The organism is Paenibacillus sp. FSL W7-1088 (assembly GCF_037969855.1).
Lineage (GTDB): Bacteria > Bacillota > Bacilli > Paenibacillales > Paenibacillaceae > Paenibacillus.
Genome location: NZ_CP150216.1, coordinates 4371592 through 4396640, shown reverse-complemented (window position 1 = coordinate 4396640; position 25049 = coordinate 4371592). Strand labels below are relative to the sequence as shown.

Annotated in this window: 23 protein-coding genes; 22 read left to right on the top strand and 1 reads right to left on the bottom strand. The window is 45.4% G+C overall.

The window, feature by feature from the left end; genetic code table 11:
- Positions 1-12 precede the first annotated feature (12 nt).
- From MKY42_RS19655 to MKY42_RS19630, 6 genes are all read left to right on the top strand, one after another.
- The gene (locus tag MKY42_RS19655) at positions 13-525 is read left to right on the top strand and encodes a hypothetical protein (protein ID WP_090899932.1); all 513 of its coding nucleotides are present in this window, start codon (positions 13-15) and stop codon (positions 523-525) included.
- 27 nt (positions 526-552) lie between these two features.
- Positions 553-1359 carry an HAD family hydrolase gene (locus tag MKY42_RS19650; RefSeq protein WP_090899929.1) on the top strand — a complete coding sequence of 269 codons (807 nt, stop codon included), beginning with the start codon at positions 553-555 and terminating at the stop codon, positions 1357-1359.
- A 536-nt stretch (positions 1360-1895) separates the two neighbouring features.
- Positions 1896-2858: an ABC transporter permease subunit gene (locus MKY42_RS19645; RefSeq protein ID WP_053780874.1), complete on the top strand. Its 963-nt coding sequence runs from the start codon at positions 1896-1898 to the stop codon at positions 2856-2858.
- A 12-nt stretch (positions 2859-2870) separates the two neighbouring features.
- Positions 2871-3740: a carbohydrate ABC transporter permease gene (locus MKY42_RS19640; RefSeq protein WP_062325447.1), complete on the top strand. Its 870-nt coding sequence runs from the start codon at positions 2871-2873 to the stop codon at positions 3738-3740.
- Between the two features lie 77 nt (positions 3741-3817).
- The gene (locus MKY42_RS19635) at positions 3818-5449 is read left to right on the top strand and encodes an extracellular solute-binding protein (protein WP_339844097.1); all 1632 of its coding nucleotides are present in this window, start codon (positions 3818-3820) and stop codon (positions 5447-5449) included.
- A 104-nt stretch (positions 5450-5553) separates the two neighbouring features.
- On the top strand, positions 5554-6228 hold the full coding sequence (locus MKY42_RS19630; protein ID WP_110001163.1) for a GntR family transcriptional regulator: 675 nt from the start codon (positions 5554-5556) through the stop codon (positions 6226-6228).
- A gap of 89 nt (positions 6229-6317) precedes the next feature.
- Here MKY42_RS19630 and MKY42_RS19625 read toward each other — a convergent pair whose 3' ends face one another.
- Positions 6318-6863 carry a cupin domain-containing protein gene (locus MKY42_RS19625; RefSeq protein WP_090899920.1) on the bottom strand — a complete coding sequence of 182 codons (546 nt, stop codon included), beginning with the start codon at positions 6861-6863 and terminating at the stop codon, positions 6318-6320.
- 179 nt (positions 6864-7042) lie between these two features.
- On the opposite strand from MKY42_RS19625, the gene metH reads away from it, so the two are divergent.
- The 16 genes from metH to MKY42_RS19545 all read left to right on the top strand — a co-directional run bounded on the left by metH (position 7043) and on the right by MKY42_RS19545 (position 25041).
- The gene (gene metH, locus MKY42_RS19620; protein ID WP_339844093.1) at positions 7043-10483 is read left to right on the top strand and encodes a methionine synthase; all 3441 of its coding nucleotides are present in this window, start codon (positions 7043-7045) and stop codon (positions 10481-10483) included.
- A 73-nt stretch (positions 10484-10556) separates the two neighbouring features.
- Positions 10557-11495: a ribonuclease Z gene (gene rnz / locus MKY42_RS19615; protein ID WP_179264234.1), complete on the top strand. Its 939-nt coding sequence runs from the start codon at positions 10557-10559 to the stop codon at positions 11493-11495.
- 128 nt (positions 11496-11623) lie between these two features.
- Positions 11624-11752, top strand: a complete 129-nt coding sequence (locus tag MKY42_RS19610; RefSeq protein ID WP_257031370.1) for a hypothetical protein — start codon at positions 11624-11626, stop codon at positions 11750-11752.
- 98 nt (positions 11753-11850) lie between these two features.
- Complete coding sequence (locus MKY42_RS19605) at positions 11851-12660, top strand: TIGR01457 family HAD-type hydrolase (protein WP_090899914.1); 810 nt, start codon at positions 11851-11853, stop codon at positions 12658-12660.
- A 7-nt stretch (positions 12661-12667) separates the two neighbouring features.
- On the top strand, positions 12668-13489 hold the full coding sequence (locus MKY42_RS19600; RefSeq protein WP_090899911.1) for a DNA-formamidopyrimidine glycosylase family protein: 822 nt from the start codon (positions 12668-12670) through the stop codon (positions 13487-13489).
- Positions 13479-14327 carry a deoxyribonuclease IV gene (locus MKY42_RS19595; protein WP_339844090.1) on the top strand — a complete coding sequence of 283 codons (849 nt, stop codon included), beginning with the start codon at positions 13479-13481 and terminating at the stop codon, positions 14325-14327. The genes MKY42_RS19600 and MKY42_RS19595 overlap by 11 nt, the downstream gene beginning before the upstream one ends.
- Positions 14328-14348: 21 nt before the next feature.
- Entirely contained in the window at positions 14349-14687 is a 339-nt protein-coding gene (locus tag MKY42_RS19590) for a cyclic-phosphate processing receiver domain-containing protein (RefSeq protein WP_179264236.1), read from the top strand.
- On the top strand, positions 14687-15004 hold the full coding sequence (locus MKY42_RS19585; protein WP_053780884.1) for a thioredoxin family protein: 318 nt from the start codon (positions 14687-14689) through the stop codon (positions 15002-15004). Before MKY42_RS19590 ends, MKY42_RS19585 begins: the two co-directional genes overlap by 1 nt.
- Complete coding sequence (locus MKY42_RS19580) at positions 15001-15780, top strand: ATP-binding cassette domain-containing protein (RefSeq protein WP_179264238.1); 780 nt, start codon at positions 15001-15003, stop codon at positions 15778-15780. The genes MKY42_RS19585 and MKY42_RS19580 overlap by 4 nt, the downstream gene beginning before the upstream one ends.
- A gap of 6 nt (positions 15781-15786) precedes the next feature.
- Positions 15787-16836: an SAM-dependent methyltransferase gene (locus MKY42_RS19575; protein ID WP_339844086.1), complete on the top strand. Its 1050-nt coding sequence runs from the start codon at positions 15787-15789 to the stop codon at positions 16834-16836.
- 179 nt (positions 16837-17015) lie between these two features.
- Positions 17016-18494 carry a serine/threonine protein kinase gene (locus MKY42_RS19570; RefSeq protein ID WP_339844084.1) on the top strand — a complete coding sequence of 493 codons (1479 nt, stop codon included), beginning with the start codon at positions 17016-17018 and terminating at the stop codon, positions 18492-18494.
- A gap of 26 nt (positions 18495-18520) precedes the next feature.
- The gene (locus MKY42_RS19565) at positions 18521-19543 is read left to right on the top strand and encodes an SAF domain-containing protein (protein WP_339844082.1); all 1023 of its coding nucleotides are present in this window, start codon (positions 18521-18523) and stop codon (positions 19541-19543) included.
- 68 nt (positions 19544-19611) lie between these two features.
- Positions 19612-20325, top strand: a complete 714-nt coding sequence (locus tag MKY42_RS19560; protein ID WP_339844080.1) for a hypothetical protein — start codon at positions 19612-19614, stop codon at positions 20323-20325.
- Positions 20322-21152 carry a hypothetical protein gene (locus MKY42_RS19555; RefSeq protein ID WP_339844078.1) on the top strand — a complete coding sequence of 277 codons (831 nt, stop codon included), beginning with the start codon at positions 20322-20324 and terminating at the stop codon, positions 21150-21152. Before MKY42_RS19560 ends, MKY42_RS19555 begins: the two co-directional genes overlap by 4 nt.
- A gap of 6 nt (positions 21153-21158) precedes the next feature.
- Positions 21159-22985: an ATPase, T2SS/T4P/T4SS family gene (locus MKY42_RS19550; RefSeq protein WP_339844076.1), complete on the top strand. Its 1827-nt coding sequence runs from the start codon at positions 21159-21161 to the stop codon at positions 22983-22985.
- A complete protein-coding gene (locus MKY42_RS19545; RefSeq protein ID WP_339844074.1) occupies positions 22975-25041 on the top strand; it encodes a hypothetical protein in 2067 nt (688 codons plus the stop codon). Before MKY42_RS19550 ends, MKY42_RS19545 begins: the two co-directional genes overlap by 11 nt.
- The last annotated feature ends 8 nt before the right edge of the window (positions 25042-25049 follow it).

Genomic DNA, 25049 nt, shown 5'->3' with positions numbered 1-25049 from the left:
AGGGGGATTCTCATGTCGCGTTCGTTCGAGAGAACGGTTCGGAAAAATTCTAAGCAGTTGAATCAGCAACGTAAAAAAAGCGGTCAACCGATTTCAGGCACACCAGGTGAGGAAGTATTTAAAGGACGCAGCCTTCTGTTTCCTATTTTTCTGATCGGACTAGCATTCCTGTACCTCTTTATGAGTACATTTCTTGTCAAAGCTCCGATGACCACCTGGGACTGGGTGACCATGTTGCTGTATGTATTTTTGGCAGTCATCTTCATGCTCCGTCGTCCTTATGTCAAAATAGGAAGTAACCGGATTTTGACGACAAAAGGGAACCGTGAGCGTTCAATTGGAGTCGACGATATCGTGAAATTCAGATTTGAGCCAGGCACGGTTGTGATTGAGCATAATGCACGAGGTAAGAGATGGGTATTTACCAAACTACTCAATCGTTATGATACCGATGCAATCACTGAGCGTCTTCTGAAATTCGCCAAAGCACATCAAATCACCGTGGAAACATACGAGAAAAAGTAATTTTGCATAAAGGGGAAGATGACCGAAATGGCGTTAAAAGCGATTTTGTTCGACCTGGATGATACTTTGCTGTGGGATGAGCGCAGTGTTCGAGAAGCCTTTCATGAGACTTGCCTGATCGCTGCTCAAGAGACTGGTGTTAAACCCGAAGAACTTGAAGAAGCTGTTCGTAATGAGGCACGTAATCTGTATGAGTCTTATGAAACTTTTTCGTTTACCAAAATGATTGGGATTAACCCGTTTGAAGGTCTTTGGGCTAACTTCACGGGTGGGGATCAGCCGGAATTTCGCCAGTTGGAGCAGCTTGCACCTGCATATCGTAAAGAGTCATGGCGTCGTGGCTTGTTAAAGCTGGGTGTTGATCGTGAAGATCTGGCGGAACAACTCGCCTCACAATTTGGGGCAGAGCGGAGATCAAGACCCCATGTCTATGAAGAAACGATGGAAACGTTGAGTCATCTACAAGGGAAGTTCAAGCTTTTGCTTTTAACCAACGGCTGTCCTGCTTTACAACAAGAGAAGCTTGATGGCGTTCCTGAATTGGCTCCTTTTTTTGACGAAATTATTATCTCGGGTACATTCGGTAAAGGAAAACCTGATCCTTCGATCTTCGAGCACGCATTGAGTAAGCTGGGAGTGCAACCTGAGGAGAGTTTAATGGTTGGAGATAAGCTTACGACTGATATTCGTGGAGCGTTGTCTGCAGGTATTCAATCTGTTTGGATTAACCGTGAGAACAAAGAGAATACCGAATCGTATGTGCCTGACCATCAAATCAAGCATTTATCCGAATTGGAACGAATCATTGCTGAATTCTCAATTAGTGCATCATAAATCGTTTTTTTCTTGTACTGCTCAAACATTGTTAGGTTTTATGAGATGTATTTTATCCATAAAACCTAACAATGTTTTTTTGTTTTGGGACAGCTTGAACTGAACCGTAATTACGAAATATAAAATTTTTTATTAAAAGTTATTGATATTATAGAACTGCTGATTTAGAATATAACTAACATACTAGTACAACTAGTATGCGAAGAAATGCAGCGGATATCTGTTGACTTACTCGAATGAAGTGAAACAGGAGTTATTCGCTCTAATTTTGCTTTCTATTGTAAGCGCTTTAAATAATTAAAGAAAGCCACTTAATTCAGTAAAAACAACAGGTAGTGGTTAGTAACAAAATGATGGTAAGCATCTTAACCGATATGTATCTCTAGTGATTGCCAGAATTGATACCGCTTACATTATTGATTTTGTAGTGGGGGTGAAGTTCATCTAAATACTTGTCTTCTACAAAAGGAAGATATGATAAGACTTGCCGAAAACGCTTTTAGTTTATCAAGCTAAGGATCGGAGTGAAATAACATATGGAGTCGGAAACCGCTAAAACTACACTAACGATGACATCTTTACGAAAAGAAAGCAGGTTAAGAACGGCTGCAGCTCTGCTTCGCAAAGATTGGCAGCTGTACTCGCTGTTAATTCTTCCAATTATCTATCTTATTATTTTCAAATACGGGCCAATGCTTGGTAATGTAATCGCCTTTAGACGATTTGTACCGGGAGGCAGTATTTTTGGAGAGACATGGGTTGGATTCAGGTATTTTCAGATGTTCATTCAAGATCCAACCTTTTGGAAAGTATTTGGAAACACACTTATGCTCGGTGGACTTGCGTTACTTTTCACCTTCCCAGTTCCGATCATTTTTGCATTGCTGCTGAATGAGGTGAAAAGCAAACGCTTCAAAAAGTTTGTGCAGACCGCATCGTATCTTCCGCACTTCTTGTCCATCGTCATCGTTGCCGGAATGATTCTGCAATTAACGGCAGTTAATGGCTCAATTAACGGAATGGTATCATTTTTTACCGGAGACAGCATTCCTTTCATGCAGCGAGCGGAATGGTTCAGAACAATCTATATCACCTCTGAGGTTTGGCAAGGTATGGGGTGGGGAGCCATTCTATATTTGGCTGCGTTGACAACCATTGATGATTCTTTGTATGAGGCTGCGCGGATCGATGGTGCAAACCGTTGGAAGCAAACCCTCCATATAACCATACCCGGTATTCTCCCAACGATTGTTACATTGCTGATTTTGAACATGGGTAATTTCCTTGCGGTTGGATTTGAGAAAATCTTACTCCTTTACAATCCGCTGATCTACGAGACATCTGACGTGATTTCTACTTATCTGTACCGGGTAGGTTTGCAGTCGAGCAATTTCAGCTATGCTACCGCCATTGGGTTGTTCGAATCCATTATTGGGCTGATCCTGGTATTCTCGGTTAATGCAATTTCACGCAGACTGACACAACGAAGCTTGTGGTAAAGGAGGAGCAATATGCTGGAGTCAAAATCATACAAAGTATTTAAAGTGTTCAATGCCATCTTTTTGCTGCTTGTGGTGTTCATCACGCTCTATCCGTTTCTGAATGTTGTGGCCCAATCTTTCAGTAGCGAGGCTTATATTAATTCAGGCAAGGTGAGCATTATCCCAAGAGGATTTAATGTTGAAACCTACAAGACGATCTCTCGTGACAGCATGTTCTGGACCAACTATAAAAACACAATTATATATACGGTTGTAGGTACTTTAATTTCCATGTTCATGACGACGATTTTCGCTTATGCCTTATCCAAGAAAAGATTAATGGGACGAAAGTTTTTGACGATGTTTGCAGTTTTCACGATGTTTTTCAGTGGCGGCTTGATTCCTAACTATGTCCTGATTAACTCTCTAGGTTTCAATAATACGATGTGGGCATTGGTTGTGCCTGGTGCAATCAGCATTTATAACATGTTAATTATGAAATCATTTTTCGAAAACATGCCTGAGGAGCTTGAGGAAGCGGCAGCAATCGACGGTTTGAATACGTACGGCATTTTGTTGCGGATCATTCTACCGCTGAGTAAAGCTGTCATGGCAACGATGGTTCTGTTTTACGCTGTAGGACACTGGAATTCATGGTTTCCCGCATTTCTGTATCTCGACAAAAAGGAACTGTTCCCAGTAACAATCTACTTGCGTAATATGATCGCCGGCGCGACTGGTGGGGCTTCCGCGGGAGCATCTGCAGATAATTTGACTCAAATCGCTGCGAATATTAAGTCGGTGACCATGGTACTTACCATTCTTCCTATTCTGACCATCTATCCTTTCGTCCAAAGATATTTTGTAACCGGTATCATGTTGGGATCTGTTAAACAGTAAAACAGTAATCCTAAAACGATATAGTTCAACATCTTGATTGTAAGGCCAATCTAAACCACATGCAGGGGGAGAATTGAATGAAACAGAGACCACGTAAGCTGGTAGGCAAGATGGTATTGGCAACAATGATGAGTGTCGTTCTGGCAGCATGTAGCAGCGGAGCTGGTGGAGACAAAGTCGAACCAGAATCCAAGGGAGCCATGGAATCCTATGGTGTAGGGCAGACCTTCAAAGCCACTGAACCGTTTAATCTATCTATTCTGTACAGTGACCAGCCTGCATACCCGTACAAGAAAGATTGGCTCCTGTTCCAAAAAATCACGGAAAAAACCGGAGTTACGCTTGATCCTACCATCGTACCGATGAGTGACTATCCCCAGAAAAGATCTCTTTTGATCAGCTCTGGAGATGCTCCACTGGTTATTCCGAAAACCTATCCAGGTGAAGAAGCGGCTTTTGTATCCTCGGGTGCGATTTTGCCAGTGAGTGACTATGTTGATTTGATGCCTAATTTCAAGGATAAAATAGAGAAATGGGGACTTCAGGATGAGCTGGAGGGCCTTCGACAAGAAGATGGGAAATATTATGTACTTCCAGGTTTACACGAAGAGGTATGGCCAGACTATACGCTTATTGTAAGAACTGATATTTTTGAGAAAAATAACATTGCCATTCCGAAGACATGGGATGAATTGTATGAGGCAGCCAAAAAGCTGAAAGAAATTTATCCGGATTCCATTCCATTCTCGGATCGCTTCAAGTTCAATAGTACGCTGGGTATTGCAGCTATTGGTTTTGGGACAAAAGCCGGATGGGGATTCGGTAATGGTCTGACATATCAGGCAGACAAGGATGAATTTGTATACACGGCTACAACACCGGAATATAAAGATATGTTAACTTACTTCAACAAGCTTGTATCGGAAGGACTTCTGGATAAGGAAAGCTTCACGCAAGACGATGATCAGGCTACACAAAAATTCGTTTCTGGTAAATCATTCATGATCAATGGTAACTCACAAACGTTAGTACTCCACCGCAATGACATGAACAAAACGTTGGGAGAAGGGAATTTCTCCATCGCCAAAATTACGGTCCCTGGTGGTCCAAAAGGCCAACTGATGTCTGGCTCCAGGCTTGAAAACGGTGTCATGATTTCCGGGAAAATTAAAGACAGCGAAAACTTTAAAGCAACCATGCAATTTATTGACTGGTTATATTATAGTGATGAAGGTCAGGAATTTGCTAAATGGGGTGTTGAAGGGGAAACCTTCACCAAAAAGGACGGCGTTCGTAAACTGGCAGAAGACGTGAATTATAACGGATTGAATCCGAAGGGCACGAAAGATTTGCGTATAGATTACGGCTTCTCTGGTGGTGTGTTTGCATATGGAGGCACAACAGATTTGCTGCAATCCATGTTTAGTGAGGAAGAACTGAAATTCCAACAAGACATGAAAGATACAAAAGAAGTGATTCCGGCAGAGCCACCAATTCCCTATTCGGATATCGATCGTGAACAAGTCACGCTGCTCAGTACACCACTCAAGGATTTTTCGGATCAAAATACACTTAAATTCATTTTGGGAGAACGCAAACTTACCGAGTTTGATGCATTTGTAAAAGAATTGGAAAGCCAAGGATTGTCTCAATATTTGCAGCTTGCCAACGACACGTATAAGAAGTACAAAGAAAACAAGCAACAGTAGTTCTGAATTGAAATTTGCCCATTGCCGTTTCACTGAGGGAATTTTAGTGGAGCGGCAAATTGTGCTAAGATGGATGAATACGGCTGAGAGGAAGAGGTTACGGAATGTCACTTAATCAAAAGATTAGAGGTTCGACTCGGGATTATTCATACAATCTGATAAAGGAACGAATTCTGCACCTTGAACTTGAGCCTGGTACCAAGATTTCCGAGAAGGAAATTGCCGATGAATTGCAAGTAAGCAGAACGCCAGTACGTGAAGCATTCATGAAGCTTGCCGAAGAAGAATTACTGGATATCATTCCACAGAGTGGAACCATCGTGTCCCATATTAATCTGGAGCATGTTGAAGAAGGCAGGTTTATGAGGGAGAAGATGGAGAAGGAAATTGTTACTCTGGCTTGTGCTTCTTTTCCGGAAGAATTCAGATTCAGACTTGAAACCAATATTGCCATGCAGGAAGTATGTATAGGCAAAAATAACTTCTATCGGCTTTTTGAACTGGATGAAGAGTTTCATCAAATATTGTTTCAAGGCACAGGAAAAATGAGAACATGGAAAATGCTGCAGCAGCTCAATATTCCCTTTAATCGCCTTCGTTTGTTACGCCTGTCTGAAGATTCCGATGCAGAGGTTATTATTTCACAACACAAAGAAATATACCGACTCATCACGGAACGTGAAACCGAGCGAGCTGTTAAGGTTATGGAAGCTCATCTCAGACTCGTTGTTGTTGAACAAGAGAAGATGAAGGCGAAATATCCGCATTATTTTATATAAAACATCAAATGTTGTATACTTTCTCCATATGCAGAAACCCCTGTTCGAATTGAACAGGGGTTTGTTGAGCAAATAATATAATTTGCTTATTAGGCTTGTTTGATAAACGTTGGATCAGGGTACGGATCTGCGATCCAGCCATCTTTTTCAATGAACAGCCGCACGGCAATGATTTGTTTATTCTCCATCAATGTGAAGAAGTGTGGGGTGTTCTCAGGTACCGAGATAACGTCTCCAGGAGACAATTCTACATTAAAGTAACCTACATCATCTGTAGCTTTGATGACAAAGATTCCTTTGCCGGCTACAATTGCACGGATTTCATCTTCAGCATGAGTGTGAATCTCTTCAAATTTGGCAAGCTTCTCTTCAATATCTGGTGTTTGTTCTGATAACGTTATTACATCCCAGATTTGGTATCCGCGACGTGCAGCCAAGTCTCTGATTTCATAGTCATAAGTTTTTAGGACTTCTTCTTTTTGTTCATCGGTGAGTCCAAAGTTGTTTTGCAGATCAGTGTTTAATTTGGACGCGTCCCATTTTTCAAATAATACATCATATTTGTTTAAGAAATTTCGAACATTTTCGTCTCCAGTGATACGTTCGTTCGTATTTCGGATTACAATTTCAGCCATGTTCTTTCCCTCTTTTCCACTTGGTTTAATCGCTATTATATCGGATTCCTCTATTTTTGTCGATTCACATATTGATTCGAACTTCAACAAAAACCGCCAGGGGACTGATCAAACCCGATCTTTCACATTAAGTTAGTTTCTGTTAAACTAAGATTTAACGTTTTGCGGAGGTGACGATATTGGATAAGCTTAGCTTACATGATGCATTAAAACAACGAATATTGATCCTCGACGGTGCAATGGGGACAATGATTCAGCAGGTTGAACTCACAGGCGCAGATTTTGGCGGAGAAGACCTGGATGGGTGTAATGAAATGCTTGTACTTACACGTCCAGAGCTGATCCAGCGTATTCATGAGGAATATCTGGAAGCCGGTGCTGACTTGATTGAAACAAATACGTTTGGTGCAACTTCAGTTGTACTTGCTGAATATGACATTCAGGACCGTGCACATGAAATTAATCTCGAAGCAGCCAGAATTGCAAAAGCGGCCGCGGATCGATTCTCGACACCGGAGTCTCCGCGTTATGTGGTCGGCGCTATGGGCCCTACTACCAAAACGCTGTCTGTAACAGGTGGAGTAACGTTCCAAGAACTCATCGACAGTTATTTTGAGCAAGCGCTTGCTTTAATTGAGGGAGGCGTTGATGCGCTGCTGCTTGAAACCTCACAAGATACGCTTAATGTAAAAGCAGGTAGCATTGGAATTCAACAGGCATTCGAGCAAAGTGGTATCAAACTTCCCTTGATGATCTCAGGAACGATCGAACCGATGGGTACAACCCTCGCTGGTCAGAATATTGAGTCTTTTTATATATCCTTAGAACACCTTAACCCAATTTCAGTGGGACTAAACTGTGCTACAGGTCCGGAATTCATGCGTGACCATATTCGCTCGCTTTCCGGGATGGCTTCAGTTGCAGTAAGTTGTTATCCAAATGCAGGTCTTCCGGATGAAAACGGTAATTACCATGAATCCCCTGATTCGCTTGCTCAGAAGATCGGTGCTTTTGCCGAGCAGGGCTGGTTGAACATCGCGGGTGGCTGCTGTGGAACAACACCTGCACATATTCGGGCAATGCGGGATACACTTGCCAAGTACCCTCCAAGAGAAATGAATGGAACACATCCACCAGCATTGTCGGGAATTGATCCAGTCTACGTTGAACAGGACAATCGCCCTTACATGGTTGGGGAACGTACGAACGTACTTGGATCACGGAAATTCAAGCGTCTTATTGTTGAAGGGAAATATGAAGAAGCTTCGGAAATTGCTCGGGCTCAGGTGAAAAATGGGGCACATGTTGTCGACGTTTGTGTTCAAGACCCGGACCGTGAAGAAGCCGAAGATATGGAGAAATTCCTTGAACTTGTTGTCAAAAAAGTAAAGGTGCCACTTATGATCGATACGACGGATGCAGCCGTTATCGATCTTGCACTGCAATACTCTCAAGGTAAAGCGATAATTAACTCCATTAACCTTGAGGACGGCGAGGAAAAGTTCGAGCTGGTCACTCCGCTCTTGCATAAATATGGCGGTGCTGTCGTTGTCGGAACGATTGATGAACGTGGTCAGGCCATTAGTCGTGAGGACAAGCTGGAGGTAGCCAAGCGATCTTACGATTTGCTGGTGAACAAATATGGGTTAAAAGCAGAAGACCTAATTTTTGACACCCTGGTGTTTCCAGTAGGGACGGGCGATGAACAGTATATCGGTTCCGCCAAAGAAACAATTGAAGGTATTCGTGTCATTAAAGAAGCGATGCCTGAATGTCATACGATACTGGGGATCAGTAACATTTCATTTGGATTGCCTGAAGCAGGGCGTGAAGTGCTGAACTCTGTATTTTTATATGAGTGTACCAAAGCAGGTCTCGATTATGCCATCGTTAATACAGAGAAGCTGGAGCGTTATGCATCCATTCCGGAAGAAGAGCGCAGACTCTCGGAAGAGCTGTTATATAATACGAATGACGAGACACTGGCTGCTTTCGTAGCGGCGTTCCGTAACAAAAAGGTCGAGAAAAAAGAAAAGATTTCGAACCTGTCGTTGGAAGAACGTCTCGCATCCTATGTTGTTGAAGGAAGTAAAGAAGGCTTGCTGCCCGATCTGGAGCAGGCACTGACCAAATATACAGCCCTTGAAGTAATCAATGGACCGCTGATGCGGGGCATGGAAGAAGTAGGGCGACTGTTTAACAATAATGAGTTGATCGTAGCAGAGGTGCTTCAGAGCGCGGAAGTCATGAAGGCTTCGGTAGCTTATTTGGAACAGTTCATGGAGAAGAATGAGACGTCAGTTAAAGGGAAAATTATTCTGGCGACGGTCAAGGGCGATGTACACGACATCGGCAAAAACCTTGTGGAGATCATCCTTTCCAATAACGGTTACCGGATCATTAATTTGGGTATAAAAGTACCACCAGAGCGAATTATCGAGGCGTACAGAGAAGAAAAAGTCGATGCGATCGGTCTATCCGGTCTGTTGGTAAAATCGGCGCAGCAGATGATTCTTACCGCTCAGGACTTGCGTACAGCAGGAATTGATGTACCTATTATGGTTGGTGGAGCGGCATTGACACGCAAATTCACCAAGAATCGTATACGCCCGGAATATAACGGCATGGTTGTATATGCAAAAGATGCGATGGACGGTCTGGATTTGGCCAACAAGCTCATGAACCCAAGCACTCGTGAAGTGATGCAGCTGGAGATGGACGCAGAAAAAGAGGCGGACGCAGCTGGTGCAGAAACCGTTACCTCACTTCCTGAGCTTACACGGGTAGAACGTTCGGATATCGCAATAGACAACCCGGTCCTTGTTCCGCCGGATCTGGAACGACATGTTATGCGAAATTATCCGCTATCACACATCTTACCGTATGTGAACATGCAGATGTTGCTAGGTCACCATCTTGGTTTGCGTGGCTCAGTAGAGCAGTTGCTTGCTTCGGGTGATCAGAAAGCTACTGACCTGAAAGCGGTAGTGGATGATATTATGCAGGAAGCTGTTCGTGACGGGATTATTCAGGCTCATGCGATGTATCGTTTCTTCCCTGCTCAGTCCAGCGGTAACAGCGTCATTATCTATGACCCGGAGGATACAAGCAATATCCTGCATACATTCACGTTCCCTCGTCAAAAAGTTGAACCATACCTCTGCCTGTCCGATTTCTTGAAGCCAGTGGAATCCGGACAAATGGATTACGTTGGTTTCATGGTCGTTACGGCTGGGCACGGTGTACGGGAGTTATCGACAGCTTGGAAGGAGCAAGGTGATTATCTTCGCTCACATGCTCTGCAATCCGTAGCGCTTGAAGTAGCAGAGGGATTAGCTGAGCGGGTTCATCATATGATGAGAGATATCTGGGGATTCCCGGATCCAGCACAGATGACCATGAAGCAGCGTCATGGAGCACGCTATCAGGGAATCAGGGTATCATTCGGATATCCGGCTTGTCCCGATTTGGAAGACCAAGGGCCGCTGTTCAAGTTGTTACAGCCTGAGGATATTGGTGTGGAATTGACTGAAGGTTTCATGATGGAACCTGAAGCATCCGTATCAGCGATGGTATTCAGCCACCCGCAAGCGAAGTATTTTAACGTGGATAAGGCTTAAAAGTAAAAGGTCAGGCAAAGCCCTCCGCATTGTCGGAGGCTTTTTGCTGGCAGCAGAAAGAGGTGCGATCCAGATGGAACTATATTTCCTGGGAACTAACGCTGGTGTACCGACGCTTCAGCGGAATGTAACTTCCATAGGGCTGCGCATGTTGGATGAGCGTAGAGCATTGTGGTTGTTTGACTGCGGGGAAGGAACCCAGCATCAGATTTTAAGTTCTCCGCTTAAATTGAGCAAATTGGAGAAAATATTTATAACCCATTTACATGGAGATCATGTATTTGGACTTCCAGGTCTGCTCTCCAGCAGAGCATATCAGGGTGGTACTACGCCGTTAACGGTGTATGGTCCGCCAGGAACTGAACGAATGATCATGACAACCATGGAGCTGAGTCAATCACGTCTAAACTATGATCTAAGCATTGTAGAGCATACAGGCGGAGTGCTTTTCGAAGACGAGAGCTTCATTGTGGAATCTGCGTTGCTGGAACATCGTATCGACAGTTATGGGTATCGGATTACCGAAAAGGATCGTCCGGGCAGTCTGGATCCTGCAAAACTGGCTGAGTATGGCCTGAAGCCAGGGCCGCTATTTGGTCGCTTGAAGCGGGGAGAAACGATTACCCTCGACAACGGGGACTTCCTTCGCCCAGAAGATGTGTTGGGTGCACCCAAGCGAGGGATGGTCATTACCATCTTGGGAGATACGCGTCCATGTGAAAATGTACAGCCACTTGCACTAAATGCGGATGTTCTTGTGCACGAAGCTACGTTTCTGCATGATTTGGCTGATACGGCTCATGAGTACTATCATAGTACATCGAAGCAAGCGGCTGAGGCGGCAAGAGCGGCAGGTGCAGGACAACTGATCATGACCCATTTTAGCTCTCGTTACAAAGATGAGGATCAGCTGCAGCCACTTCTGGAAGAAGCACAGTCGATATTCCCGAATACAACACTTGCGATTGAGCACGAGCTTATTCCAGTTGTTCACCGTAAGAGCGAATCCTAATGGTGGATGTGCGAAACAGTACAGCCAAACACGACGGAAGAAGAAGCCGTTAATTGCACGGGACTGAGGGGAAGTTACTCCCGAGGTCCCTTTTGCAATCTGGCCGGAAAGCGTGTAGGATGGGCAATATGAGCAGGGAAATGATTCAAATTATTTTCCGGGAAAGCGCAGGAAATGACAAGCTTGTACAGAAGGCGCGCGGGGCCAGACGTCTGTGTTCGATTCGGTTCGACGTGTTACGTGCAGATGCGAGCTAGCTATTTTCTTGTACTGTATACATAGGTTGGCATTGAAGTTCGAGGCAAATGGTTAATGACATGAAATGTTAATGAAATAAAGAAAGGAAGTGCTGTATATGATTAAGGCCTATCTGATCGACCTGGACGGTACGCTCTATCATGGCAGACATCGTATCGAAGGAGCCGATAAGCTTATTCAGACATTGAATGAACAAGGCATGCCTTATTTGTTTGTGACTAATAATTCTTCGCGTACTCCGCAAGGTGTGGCAGATCATCTGAACGGGATGGGTATCCCTGCCGATGCATCACAGGTATGTACTTCTGCGGTGGCGGCTGCGGAATACGTGGCCCAAGAGTCTCCAGGTGCGAAAGTGGCTTGTATCGGAGAAGAGGGGCTGTTGCAAGCTATAGAAGCTGCAGGGCTTACACTAACGGATGATGAACCTGAATACGTAATACAAGGGATTGATCGTGAATTTTCCTATCATAAATTGACCAAAGCGCTCCGCTGGATCAACGGTGGTTCTAAATCTGTCATGACCAACCCGGACTTGCAACTTCCTTCTGATGATGGACTTACGCCAGGAGCGGGAACGATTGGGGCAGCGATAGAAGCTGCAACCGGAGTTCACCCTACCGTCATTGGCAAACCTTCAAGTATTATTATGAAGTCTGCCATTAGCCGATTGAACTTAAAGTCTGATGAAGTTGCTGTAATCGGAGACAATATGCGTACAGATATTGCGGCAGGAGCTGCGGCAGGATGCGAGACAATGCTGGTTCTTACCGGAATAACGACACGAGACAATATGGATAGTCACATCCAGGCGACCAAGGTTCGTCCTGATCATGTGTTTGAAGATTTGCATAAACTGATTGAGTGGCTGTCGCAGACGACAAGCCAAGCATCCAAGAAGGGGTAGATGTACGATGCCAGAATTGCCGGAAATGGAAAACTACCGGACCTTGCTGTCCGAGAAAATACTCGATTTGCCGATTACAGGTGTGGTGGTTAACCGTGAAAAGTCGATTAATATCGATCCTGATGTGTTCACACGTGAACTGACAGGCAATCGTATCATATTTGTAGAGCGCCGGGCCAAACATCTGATCTTTCACCTGGCTAATGGTAAGCGGCTTGTCCTGCACCTCATGCTGGGTGGAATGATTTTCTGGGGCACAGAAGCTGAACGTCCTGATCGCTCCACTCAAGTGGAAATTCAGTTTGGAGAATATACGTTATTCTTTATCGGGCTCCGTTTAGGATATCTGCATCTGCTTACTTCCAAAGAGACGGAAGAGGCTATGTCTGACCTTGGACCTGAACCTCTTGATCGGCGCATGAATGCAGAACGTTTTGCTGCCCTGTTGAAAGGACGTCGGGGGACACTCAAAACTACACTGGTCAACCAGCACATTATTGCAGGCATCGGAAATTGTTATTCAGATGAGATTGCATTTGCAGCAGGCCTGAGACCAAGCTCCAAGACGCAAAATATTGCCGCTTCGCCTGAACTCACAGCACGTTTGTACCATTCTGTGCAATCCGTGTTGCGGGAAGCTGCATCGGAAGGCGGTTATATGGAAATGCCGCTGATGCAGGGAGACACCAAGACGGGAAGTTTTGACGAGCAGTGTCGAGTGTATGATCGTGAAGGGGAAACTTGCCCTCGTTGTGGGGGAACGATAGCACGCGTGGAAATTACGGGCAAGAAGGCTTTTTTCTGTCCGGATTGCCAGCATGAGGCCTAAAAGCGGAATCGGGGCACATGTCAGCACCAGAGGTGGATTTCTACAGGCAGCCAAACGGGCATATGATATGGGGGCTACGGCATTTCAATATTTTCCGAAGAACCCGCGGAGCCTTGGCTTGAAAGAACTGGACCTCAAAGATGCTGAACAGTGTCGGGATTGGTGTGAGACGCAAGGGATATCTTCCATTGCCCACTCACCCTATCCCACGAATCCGGCTTTTGGCAGAACCCGAGGAGAGGCGGGTTTTCATGCAACCATCGCATCGATACAAAATGATCTGCATATTGCAGATGCCTGTGGTTCAGTAGGGACTGTAGTTCACTTTGGACATCTCAAGAGCAATGAACCACTTGAAGGATATCAGAATCTCATATCCTGTCTGGATACCGCTTTAGCAGATTGGAATGGACAGGCTAAGGTTCTGCTTGAAAATCAGGCTGGAGATCATGGTCCCATGGGGACAACGATGGAAGAATTGATACAGATTCGTAAGCTAAGCCGGTATCCTGAACATATTGCTTTTTGTTTTGACACGTGTCATGCTTTTGCTTCAGGCATGTGGACGTCAGGCAATGAGACATCCATGCTGGAGAAAGGCAGATTGTTGGGATATTGGGATGCTCTTGCGGCTGTTCACTTTAATGATTCGAAATATCCTTCCGGTTCATGCAAGGACAGACATGCACGGATTGGACAGGGTTATATAGGAAAAAAAGCGATGCAGGAACTGTTATGTGCGCCTGAATTTCAGCAAGCAGTAGTTGTGCTGGAAACCGAATCAGGCGAAGATGGAACACACCGTGGAGACATTGAGCTCATGCGTTCCTGGCTTTAAATGGGGAGAGGAGCGATTGTAATGCATGTTTTTTTGGATGATTACCGGGCATGTCCGAAAGGGTTTGTTTTGGCTACCAATGCAGAAGAGTGCCTGATGCTGCTTAGAGAAGGTGATGTGGACATTCTATCTCTGGATTATGAATTGGGTCCAGATTCGCCGAATGGCGGAGAAGTTGCTGCTTCGATCGTCCGGGAAGGTTTGTTTCCACGTCAGATCTATTTGCACACGTCCAGCATGTATGGCAAACGTCAAATGTACGAATTGTTGTACAGCAATAAACCAGACTCTGTCACCGTCCATAATGGTCCGATGTCGGGTGAGGTTATGCTTCGTGTTGCTGCAGGAGAAGAAAGCTGATGAAGCCGATTACGACCAAAATGTTAATGCGTGGAGTATGGGAAGGCATGCCTCAGGCTGTATTTATCTATACCCCGCTGTGCGGAACTTGCGCAGCAGCACGTCGAATGCTTGAGATCGCCGAACATCTGCTGCCCGAAGGGATTCTGACCGAGATGAATATTCACGATATCCCGGAACTTGTTCAGCAGTTTCAGATTTCAAGCGTGCCTGCGGTTATGCTGTTTGATGGAGAACATGATGTGCCCAGAATGGTCTATCGGATGAACTCTGTTGAGCATCTGTTAGGGGAAATCCGAAAGGCGGTGCTAAAATGAGTGTAATCTCGATGGAGCATGTCTCTCTTAGACGGGAAGACAATCAGATTCTGGATGACGTTCATCTGCATGTTAAAAAAGGCGAGCATTGGGTGATTCTTGGGCGCAATGGTTCAGGTAAAACAACGCTGCTGGAAATGATGAATGGATATATGTTTCCCAGTCAGGGGCGCATTGAAGTATTGGGCAACCTTTATGGTCAATGTGACGTGCGGGAGGTACGGAAAGAGATTGGTTATATCAGTCAGACATTGATTGAGAAGCTGACACCTCGAGATCCGGTATGGGAAGTTGTCGCAACAGGAGCTTATGCTTTTTTGCGTTTCTATCAGACGATTCCGGATGATGTGAAAGCCAAAGCGATGAAACTGCTTGATGAAATGGGCTTTGCAAAACTGGCTAATCATCCGCTCGGCACCCTTTCTCAAGGGGAACGCAAAAAAGTAATGCTGGCTCGTTCATTGATGGCAGATCCCAAATTGCTGATTATGGACGAGCCTTGTGCTGGACTTGATTTATATGAACGTGAGAAAATGCTAGCCGAAATTGATCGATTGCGTAAGCGTAATATCACTGTCGTTTATGTAACGCATCACGTTGAAGAGATCGTACCTTTGTTCACACATGTGGCCTTGATCCGCGATGGACGTATTGCTGCGGCAGGTCCCAAACATGAAGTTTTAACACAAGATACAATTAAGCATACGTACGATGTTCCGGTTGATATCCAGTGGGATGATGGACGTCCCTGGATCCGCGTACGTTCTGGAGGGTAACACATTTTGAGTACACAGTCATCTTGGGGTGAAGGAGACTTCTCCCGTTTTATCTGCACAGCCAATCATGGCTTTGCGCCCTATGCTCAGGAGGAATTGCGCCGTACGTTTGGGGCAGTTAAGAGCACGGTACTCGTACCAGGTGAAATTCTGCTTGCCGGTCTTCCGATTGCGGAAGAAGAGGTAGCGATCAAGCTTTTGGAAGAAAGCCCGACGTTTTTACGTCATATTCAACCTGTTCAATTTCAGGAAAATACGGAAGATTCAGCGCAAGCAATGGAAAAATTGATTTCATTTGTGTTGAACCATACGGAGTTAACAGGCACTAAAGTTGCATTGCAGGTTCGTAAAACCGAAGGTGCCTTCTGGCAGGAAAACGCTGCTTCATTGAAACAGCTCTTGACTGAGAAGCTGGATGACCTTGGCTGTGAGTGGGTTGTCCGTGATGCGGATCATGTTATATCTGTCTTCGTTGCGGATGATATGTTATATGCTGGTGTATCCAGACCTGATCAAAATCTGTCGGACTGGAGTGGCGGAGCAGTTCGTTTTCAGAAGGAAGAGGGACAAATCTCTCGGGCCAAATTCAAATTGCTTGAAGCGGAGCAGACATTCGGCATCGACTTTACTTCTTTTCACAAAGCATTGGACATCGGTGCTGCACCAGGTGGATGGACCTCTTTCCTGCTTGAGCGCGGGCTTGAAGTTACAGCTGTTGATCCGGCTAAGATGGATGCAACCCTGCTGGAATCGCCTAAGCTCACCTTTTTGAAAAAAAATGCAGGTGATGTACGTTTCCGCGAAGGAGAATTCGATCTGCTCGTATGTGATATGAGCTGGAGTCCCAAGCTGATGAGCCGTCTTATATCGGACCTGTTATACAGCCTTCAATCAGGGGGAACAGCAGTTGTGACCGTGAAGTTACTGCATAAGAAGCCGCTTGCGTTGATTAAAGAAGTCATCGATACATTTGAGCGCTCCCGGATGCAGATTCAGCGTTCCAAACAGTTGTTTCATAACCGTGAAGAAATCACGCTATACATGATTAAGTATTAAGATATTAAGGGCGTTAAATTTTATGCTTTACAATACCTTATTGCCTATACTATAATGATACCAATATTAACCATAACAAGTTGAGGGAAAGCATCCCGAAGTGAAGAGTCCGGATATCCGGTCTGTTCCGCTTCGGTGAAGCTTTCCCTTTTTTGTTTTGCACATAAGGAGGAGTCTATATGAGACATCCGGCCAGGCTCGAGCGTGGAAGCCTGCTGGGAGGAAGATATCGTATCGTGTCCATTCTCGGTTCGGGTGGAATGAGCCATGTATATGAAGCAGAGGATTTGAAATTGCCAGGCAAAACCTGGGCGATCAAAGAAAGCGTGACGGCGATGCCATACGAAGGCAGTATGGAGTCGGAGGCTGCTCTTCTTACATCTCTGAGGCATCCCAGATTGCCGCAAATCGTAGATTTTTTTGTTCCGGATGAGCACGGGTATACCTATCTTGTGATGGAGTACATTGAGGGATTGACACTTAGTGACTATTTCAAGCAATGCCGCGGGAAGATTCCGCTTGAACATATGACGGAGTTTGTGCTTCAGTTGCTGGATGTATTAAGTTATTTGCACAGTCTGGACCCGCCTGTCATCTACCGGGATTTGAAACCATCCAACATTATGATTACACCGGAACATGAAGTCAGACTGATTGATTTTGGGATAGCGCGGAGTTATAAAGCACAAAGAGTCGATGATACGGTTAAATTGGGAACGGCCGGCTTCGCTGCACCCGAACAATATGGTTCAGGGCAGACGGATGCGCGTTCTGACCTGTACGGGCTTGGAGCATTGCTGCTCTATCTCATGACTTGTGGGACATATACGGAATGGATTCAGGGAGTAGAGAGTTCCATTCGCAGTGATGCTCCGCGTACCTATATTCCTGTTGTGAGAAGGCTGTTGCGATTGAATCCGAATGAACGCTTTCAATCGGCTGATGAAGTTCGTAAGGAGCTGCTGCGCAGACCGGGAATAGCGTCTGTAAGTTCAGAAACGACGGTGACGATAAGCGGAGGGACAAGAGTGATCGCTTTGACGGGGGCATCATCTGGAGTTGGAGTTACACATACGGCCATAGCCATCAGTCACTATCTGGAGCGGCAGAACTTCAAAGTGGCCATAATCGAGATGTCACCACGTTCCCAATCGTTTGCACGGATTCAACAAGTGGCGCATGCAGGTAAACCCGTGCCAGCAGGCAGACAGTTTTCAGTAGATGGTGTACATTACTGGAAACAATCGGGACGAGCAGACATTCTATCTTTATTGGGAGGCAGCTATCAGTTCATTGTGATGGATCTGGGCAGTGGTCAGGATCAGAACCGGCTTGAAGAGTTTCTTAGAGCCGACTTGCCCATTGTTATAGGTTCGGGAGCCGAATGGAGACAAGCGGAGATTGGTTCTTTTGTCCGTTCACACAATCGGTACCCAAGAGACAAATGGATCTACTGTCTGCCACTGGCAGCTGCTGACGCCGTTCAGCGCATGCGCAAAACGTTGGACACTTCCAGTGTATATGGATTGCCTTTACATATCGATCCCTTTGATCGTGAACCACAGATGGATAAGGTTTTTGCTCATATTCTGACTCATATGATTGGGCAGCTTCCCAAGAAACGTTCATTCTTTGCAAGAAAAAGAGTACATGATTAGAAGAGATTGCGAAAGGAGAGCCTCTTTTGTCTAAATTAAGAAAACAAAGCCGTCAACTGATTTATGCTGGGCTGACGGGAGCAGGAGCAATTGGTTTGTTGTTTGGGGCATATGTCATTTACAATGTCAAAACCATGAGTGATACGAGGACTGAAGTGGAGGCCCGTTATTCATCAGCCTACGAACAAAAAGAAGCTGAATTGATGCAGCAGTGGAACTCAGGGGCACAGGGATGGGTGACAATACGGGATGTTGAAGCAGGAGAGCCGATATTGCCCGAGGATATCAAACTCATAGCCGTTCCAGATGCACAGGCACCAAGGAATCTGTGGTCCAGCTCCAAGCAGATGGATGGTCAAGTGGCGAAAATAGAATTAAAAAAGGGAACAGCCATTACAACTGAAATGGTGTATGAAGATACCCCGGCACCGCCGGATTTAAGAAACCGTGAACTACAGGTTGTGTTATTACCTTCTTCACTTATTAAGGGAGACATCATTGATATTCGTATTCAGTTTCCAACGGGTCAAGACTACATTCTCCTGTCCAAAAAGAAAGTCGAAAGATTAAATGCAGCTACACTATGGATTACGATGACGGAGGAGGAGATCCTGTCCCTTTCAAGTGCAATTGTAGATGCCTATTTACATAAAGCTTCAATCTATGCCTTAACCTACGTAGAACCACAGTTCCAGACACCAGCGATCCCGACATACCCTGCCAACAAAGAGGTGTTAAAATTGCTGGAGAGTGATCCTAATCTTGTACGTCGGGCTGAAGTGGAGTTGGCGCGGCAGGTACGAAGTTCGTTAGAAAGCTCACTCGCCGCGTCCATATCAGCGCCTTCCCAAGGTGTGGAGCAGGACGTTGCGCAGTCCTCCGTTTCATATAATAGTCGCCCTGGAGCGAATAACTCTTCATCTACTGATGGGGTCATCTGGAATGACGGTTCAGGTAACGGTGGAGCGACTGGAAGTGGCAGCAATGATTCTTCTGCGTCAGCTTCGAGTACGGATGAGCAGAAAAGCTTGCTGACGGGCGGGGAGTAAAACGCAGGAAGAACAATTAATATTCATTTAACAACGTATAAAAGTAACATGAAGGAGCTTTGATAGCTATGCAAACATGGATTTTTGCCGGGTTATGCGAGAAGAATGACCTGATGCTGTACCTTTGCAAAATACTAGCCTCCTCCGGTAAACGTGTCTTGCTTGTTGATGGAACATTACAACAGAAATATGGATACAGCGTTGGGGAAAGTCAGCAATCTCTGCGTATTACAGAATTTGAAGGTTTTGATATCGCTTGTCAGTTCGTAACTTCAACAGCGGTTGAGAGTCATCTTGAAGCGAATGGCGAGAAATTAGAGAGTTATGATTACGTTCTTTACGACATGGAAACATCGCACTTTGCATCACGTGAACTATGGCTCATGGCAGATACTCGTGTCTGGGTCAGTGACTATGAACGTTACAATCTGGAACGGGGCAAAGGGTGGCTCAAGCGTTTGCTTGAGGAGCAGTCCCTGCCAGCAGAACTACCATTTCAGCGCATTTTGATTAATGCCGTTGATTGCAAACTGGAAGCTCGATATTTGTGGGCGTATCTGGAAGACAGCCCATTTGTATGGGCAGGAGAATCGCTGATATTGCCTTGGGATGAACTGACTGCAGCAGTCAAACTGGAAAACGAGCATCATCGTCGTATTCGCCTGGGGCCATTGTCACGGAACTATAAAAGATCGCTATGCAGGTTAGTGGAGCAGTTGACCGGATGGGAAAATGTCCAGAGTCGCAGGGCCATTAAAGAAGCTGAAAGGATGAGGGCATGAGCAGCATTACGTTTTGGAGTCCTTTTGCAGGAACAGGCAGCACCTCAAGTGCGCTAATCAGCGCCTATGCGATGGCACTACAATATAGGACAAGAATTTTACTTGTAAATACAGGTCCAGTCGGGAGCAGCACAGAAGCTGCCCTTCCACCTAAAGAAATAGAGGACACGGGATCAGCATTCACGTTTGAGGAAGGGGGTTGGGATGCTGTGGAACGGCTGCATATCAGCGGGAGTCTGAACAAGCATAATTTGAGGGACTACACCAAGCCGCTCCTTAAAGATCGTCTGGATTTGTTGACTGGCAGAATTAACAGGCTGGAGCGTTCCTCAGAAGAACATGTAGAGACATTAAAAACGCTGCTGCACGTAGCCAATGAATATTATGATCTAGTTCTACTGGATGCAGACCGTGCAGGTATACGTGACCAGGTTCTGCTGGATCAAGCCGGCTATGTTGTGGTGAACCTAAATCAAAATATGAGGGATCTGGAGTATTTTTTTGAAAAGATCAGACCCGAAAGCCTGGGTGATCAGAAGCTGCATGTGGTACTGAATAAGTATGACCCACATTCACACGCAACCATTACCAATATTCGTCGGCGTTTTCGATACAAAGGATCGATATCGGTGTTGCCGTATACCACCGGATTTCTGGATGCCTTCAATCGTCGTGATGCGGCAGCGTACTTGCAATTGGAAGGTCTGAGCAACAATAAAGATATGCGTAAAGGGAGCTTTGCCGCAAGTATGGCTGAACTTGCTCGCCTCATTATGGACGGGGCGGGGATGCGAACCGTACTAAAGAGGTTGGAAAGGGGAGCCTGAACTCTGATGCTCTGGAATACCCTATGGTTAATTTTAGTTTTGCTGTTATGCCTTGCGTATGTTTGGTTCAAGTTCAGAGCTTCCCATCGTGAAAAGAATAACCGTGCTCCTGAGCGCGAATCCTTCACAATTGAATTGCTGACGGAGAAAGTAAAGAACTCGCTTCATGAGCTTAGTCATAGTCAACTTGCGGATGCCGGATTACATGAAGAAGAGTATCGGCGAAGAATCAATCAGCGTGCCGAGATGCGCAAGGCGCTTAAAGGTTGTGTATCAGGAAGCATCAGTGACAAAACATATGTCAAAAATCTGATAGGTGATCTGCTTACCCGCAGCCTAGGACTGAATAAGTCAAATATCGATGAAGTCATTTATTTTGGAGACACTGAGTTACTGACGGTTCAGGATCAATTCGAAATCGTGTTTTATCTATACCGGCAGCAATTTGGTGTCGATGCTTTGTCGCGCATGATAGACACTTATGATCTTGGCAGACTGAGGCTGGGTGAAGGTGCAGACGACGGAGGAAGTTACTATATCTCCGAGGAGGATATCCGATATGTGTTTGAATGTGAGTACAGAGAGCTTGGCTTCAGAGAAAAAACGGATATCATCGTTCAACGGATCTACCAACATTACAAAGGCTTCTCGGTGGTTGATGAAATAAGAGATCAACGAATAGATGGCGTTAGTGGTGGTGTGAGCGGCATGCTGGATGCCCTTCAGGATATGGGGCTACGGCAGCCAGCTTTGTGGAATGATCTGCTCGCGGATGGACTTGAAGATGCTCCCCTCGAAGAACCGCTTAGTGGAATGGAAAGTGTCTGGATTTTCTATAAAGGTAAGTCCATTCATCTGCCCTTCCTGTCATTTGGCAGTATCCGTGAACTGAAGAGGGTATGTCAAAATATTTATAAATACAACTATCCGGGACAGCTTTCGGAAGCGAATGGATATAAGGTAAACGAGATGAAGGACGGATCACGCGTCGTTGTTGTGCGTCCTCCCTTTGCCGAATCATGGGCATTCTTTGTCCGGAAATTCGATATTCCTAATGCTTCACTTGAACAGCTGATTACTGGTAACAACGCAGATTTGCCAATCAATTTGCTGCAGTATTTGATGAAAGGCAGTCGAATTACAGCTGTAACAGGAGCACAGGGGTCGGGTAAAACGACGCTTCTTATGGCAATGGTCAAGCATATTTATGCTTCATATACCCTGCGTGTACAGGAGATGGCTTTCGAGTTACAGCTGCGGCGTATATACAGTCGACGTAACATTCTAAGCTTCCGGGAGACCGAGCACATATCTGGTCAACAGGGACTGGATTTACAGAAAAAGACCGATGGTACTGTAAATATTCTCGGTGAGGTCGCAAGTGACGAAGTAGCCGCATGGATGATTCAGATGTCCCAAGTTGCCAGTCTGTTCACCCTGTTTACCCATCATGCCAAAACGTTTCGCGATCTGGTCTTCTCCCTCCGTAATTCACTGCTCAAAACAGGTATGTTTCAACATGAACATATTGCCGAGGAGCAAGTAGTAAGTGTCATTAATTTTGATGTACATATGAAAAAGGACGCAGAGGGTCGAAGATATATCGAACGAATCACAGAGTGTCTGCCACGTGCGAATAAAGGGGATAGCGTGGAAGAACGGGCTGGATTTTCGTTTCGTAATGTGATCGAGTACAGAGATGGCAATTACGTCGTCACAGCTCCGATCTCCATAGAAAGTATTACGGATATGCGGGATCAGATGACACTACAGGACGCTGCGCTCTTCGAACAGTTCATCAAGCAACATTGGGGTGATACCTATGACCGTTAAGCTTGTTCTTCTTTTGGTGCTGGGGATATGTGCAGGTGGCTTGATAATCACGCTACTTGTACTGAACCTGTTACGTCACAGAGGAGGTGACTCTGCAACTAAATCCATAGGGATCGCTACACTTAACGGCAATCGTATGCTGCGGTGGGGATCGTTCCTGTTACAGTCTTATCGCTGGGGAATGAAAGTGCCGCTATTCTCTTCCTATATTATGCAAGTACAAAAACGAATTTCATTCAGGCATGTCGGCGACGAACCATCTTTAAGACGAATGACGATGAGCGTGGTTCTAATGATCCTCGGAGGATACGGGAGTATCAGTGTAATTCTTTTCCTTATGCAGCCGGGTATCGCCTTTGTTATATTGTCGGTACTCTGCGCTGTCGTTCTGAACAGCCTTGTACTGGATATGTGTTTGAATCGTATGGAGAAACGACTGTTGGTACAGATGCTGGACCTGTTTGCCGACGTGAGACATCGGTATCATCAGCATGGAATGGTAGAGGAAGCACTGTATGAAGCAGCGGAAGCAGGTAAAGGAGAGGCTGCTGATCAAGTGCTGTTGATCTATGAAGCATTGACTTCTCCCGATCCGAACGAAGCTTTGGAACGGTACTATGAGATTGCGCCGAATCGCTTTCTTAAAGGTTTTGCCGGTATTTCATATATGGTGATGGAGTTCGGAGATAAAGACAGAGCACAAGGTTCGATTTACTTGAAAGGCCTGGGGAATCTGACGCAGGAAATTCATCTTGAGATTTTGCGGAGGGACAAACTGGACTATCTGTTAAAAGGGTTGAATATCATCGCCCTGGCCCCCGTCCTGTTCACAGCTCCAATTGAACGTTGGGCTAGGGGAAGTTTTCCAACTATGGATGAATTCTATCGCAGCAAAATCGGGTTTGTAACCAAAATATCGATCTACGTCATTATCATACTTGCCTACCTGCTTTTGCAAAGACTTCAGCAGTATGATGAAACCCGCTATCGGACAGGACGCAAACACTCCAGAATGGATCAGTTCCTATACAAGCAGACGTTCATTCGAAAGGTGGCGATGTTGTTTGCGCCCAAACCTGGCAGTACCAATTACAGTCAAACCGTAAGACTGATGCGGGAAAGCAGCTCGGAACTGAAATATGAATGGCTGGCTATACGAAGGCTGATGTTATTTGCAAGTTGTTTTGTGCTGACCATTGGCTGTGTCTTGGTGCTGCATCAGGTTGAACGAAATCATATCTTATATGATCCCGTGAGAGATGACCGGATGTTTGGAGCGATGGGAGAGGAGGAGTTGAAGCAGGCTACAGAAAAGACAAGCTTGGATAAAGCTGTACTCGAGCGCATCGAAATGAAGCGGGGTGCAACTTTTGATGAGATTTCGAAAGCATTGCAGTCCGTAAATCCCGTGCAACTGGATCATGACACACAGACTGAAACTATTGCACGCATTCTGCAGAAGCTGGAAGGCTATAACAAGCAATACCTCCACTGGTGGGAATTAATTATTGCAATGTTGGTAGGTATAACGGGTTATCACATGCCGATCTGGCTAATGATGTTCCAGCGCAAGATGAGAAGTATGGACATGAGGCATGAAATCTATCAGTTTCAGACGGTTATCTCGATCTTGCGAGAGATGGACCGTATGTCTGTAGAGGAGATATTGGAATGGCTCAATCGCTTTGCTGTTATTTTCAAAAGGCCGCTGCAAAAATGTCTGCTGCACTTTGAACATGGGCCTGAGCATGCACTTGAACAGTTGAAAGAAGAAGCAGGTCTGCCTGAATTTCAGCGTCTGGTTGATAAGCTGCAACTTGCACTTGGGAAAATTTCGATTCGAGAAGCATTTGATGATCTGGAAAGCATGATGGCCTTTTATTTTGAACAAAGGAAGCAGGAATACACCAAGATGATTGATGTTAAAGCATCATGGGGAAGAATGATCGGGTTTACACCGATGTATGCCCTGATCTTCCTCTATCTGGTCATTCCGTTGGTAGGTATGAGTTTCCTGCAAATGAACATTTATTATGAACAGATTCAGAAACTGTAACGACCATT

What these genes read in the sequence shown, in the direction of transcription:
- MKY42_RS19655 (WP_090899932.1), top strand. Translation starts at nt 13, where the DNA reads ATGTCGCGTTCGTTCGAGAGAACGGTTCGGAAAAATTCTAAGCAGTTG.
- MKY42_RS19650 (WP_090899929.1), top strand. Translation starts at nt 553, where the DNA reads ATGGCGTTAAAAGCGATTTTGTTCGACCTGGATGATACTTTGCTGTGG.
- MKY42_RS19645 (WP_053780874.1), top strand. Translation starts at nt 1,896, where the DNA reads ATGGAGTCGGAAACCGCTAAAACTACACTAACGATGACATCTTTACGA.
- MKY42_RS19640 (WP_062325447.1), top strand. Translation starts at nt 2,871, where the DNA reads ATGCTGGAGTCAAAATCATACAAAGTATTTAAAGTGTTCAATGCCATC.
- MKY42_RS19635 (WP_339844097.1), top strand. Translation starts at nt 3,818, where the DNA reads ATGAAACAGAGACCACGTAAGCTGGTAGGCAAGATGGTATTGGCAACA.
- MKY42_RS19630 (WP_110001163.1), top strand. Translation starts at nt 5,554, where the DNA reads ATGTCACTTAATCAAAAGATTAGAGGTTCGACTCGGGATTATTCATAC.
- MKY42_RS19625 (WP_090899920.1), bottom strand. Translation starts at nt 6,863, where the DNA reads ATGGCTGAAATTGTAATCCGAAATACGAACGAACGTATCACTGGAGAC.
- rnz (WP_179264234.1), top strand. Translation starts at nt 10,557, where the DNA reads ATGGAACTATATTTCCTGGGAACTAACGCTGGTGTACCGACGCTTCAG.
- MKY42_RS19610 (WP_257031370.1), top strand. Translation starts at nt 11,624, where the DNA reads ATGAGCAGGGAAATGATTCAAATTATTTTCCGGGAAAGCGCAGGAAAT.
- MKY42_RS19605 (WP_090899914.1), top strand. Translation starts at nt 11,851, where the DNA reads ATGATTAAGGCCTATCTGATCGACCTGGACGGTACGCTCTATCATGGC.
- MKY42_RS19600 (WP_090899911.1), top strand. Translation starts at nt 12,668, where the DNA reads ATGCCAGAATTGCCGGAAATGGAAAACTACCGGACCTTGCTGTCCGAG.
- MKY42_RS19595 (WP_339844090.1), top strand. Translation starts at nt 13,479, where the DNA reads ATGAGGCCTAAAAGCGGAATCGGGGCACATGTCAGCACCAGAGGTGGA.
- MKY42_RS19590 (WP_179264236.1), top strand. Translation starts at nt 14,349, where the DNA reads ATGCATGTTTTTTTGGATGATTACCGGGCATGTCCGAAAGGGTTTGTT.
- MKY42_RS19585 (WP_053780884.1), top strand. Translation starts at nt 14,687, where the DNA reads ATGAAGCCGATTACGACCAAAATGTTAATGCGTGGAGTATGGGAAGGC.
- MKY42_RS19580 (WP_179264238.1), top strand. Translation starts at nt 15,001, where the DNA reads ATGAGTGTAATCTCGATGGAGCATGTCTCTCTTAGACGGGAAGACAAT.
- MKY42_RS19570 (WP_339844084.1), top strand. Translation starts at nt 17,016, where the DNA reads ATGAGACATCCGGCCAGGCTCGAGCGTGGAAGCCTGCTGGGAGGAAGA.
- MKY42_RS19560 (WP_339844080.1), top strand. Translation starts at nt 19,612, where the DNA reads ATGCAAACATGGATTTTTGCCGGGTTATGCGAGAAGAATGACCTGATG.
- MKY42_RS19555 (WP_339844078.1), top strand. Translation starts at nt 20,322, where the DNA reads ATGAGCAGCATTACGTTTTGGAGTCCTTTTGCAGGAACAGGCAGCACC.
- MKY42_RS19550 (WP_339844076.1), top strand. Translation starts at nt 21,159, where the DNA reads ATGCTCTGGAATACCCTATGGTTAATTTTAGTTTTGCTGTTATGCCTT.
- MKY42_RS19545 (WP_339844074.1), top strand. Translation starts at nt 22,975, where the DNA reads ATGACCGTTAAGCTTGTTCTTCTTTTGGTGCTGGGGATATGTGCAGGT.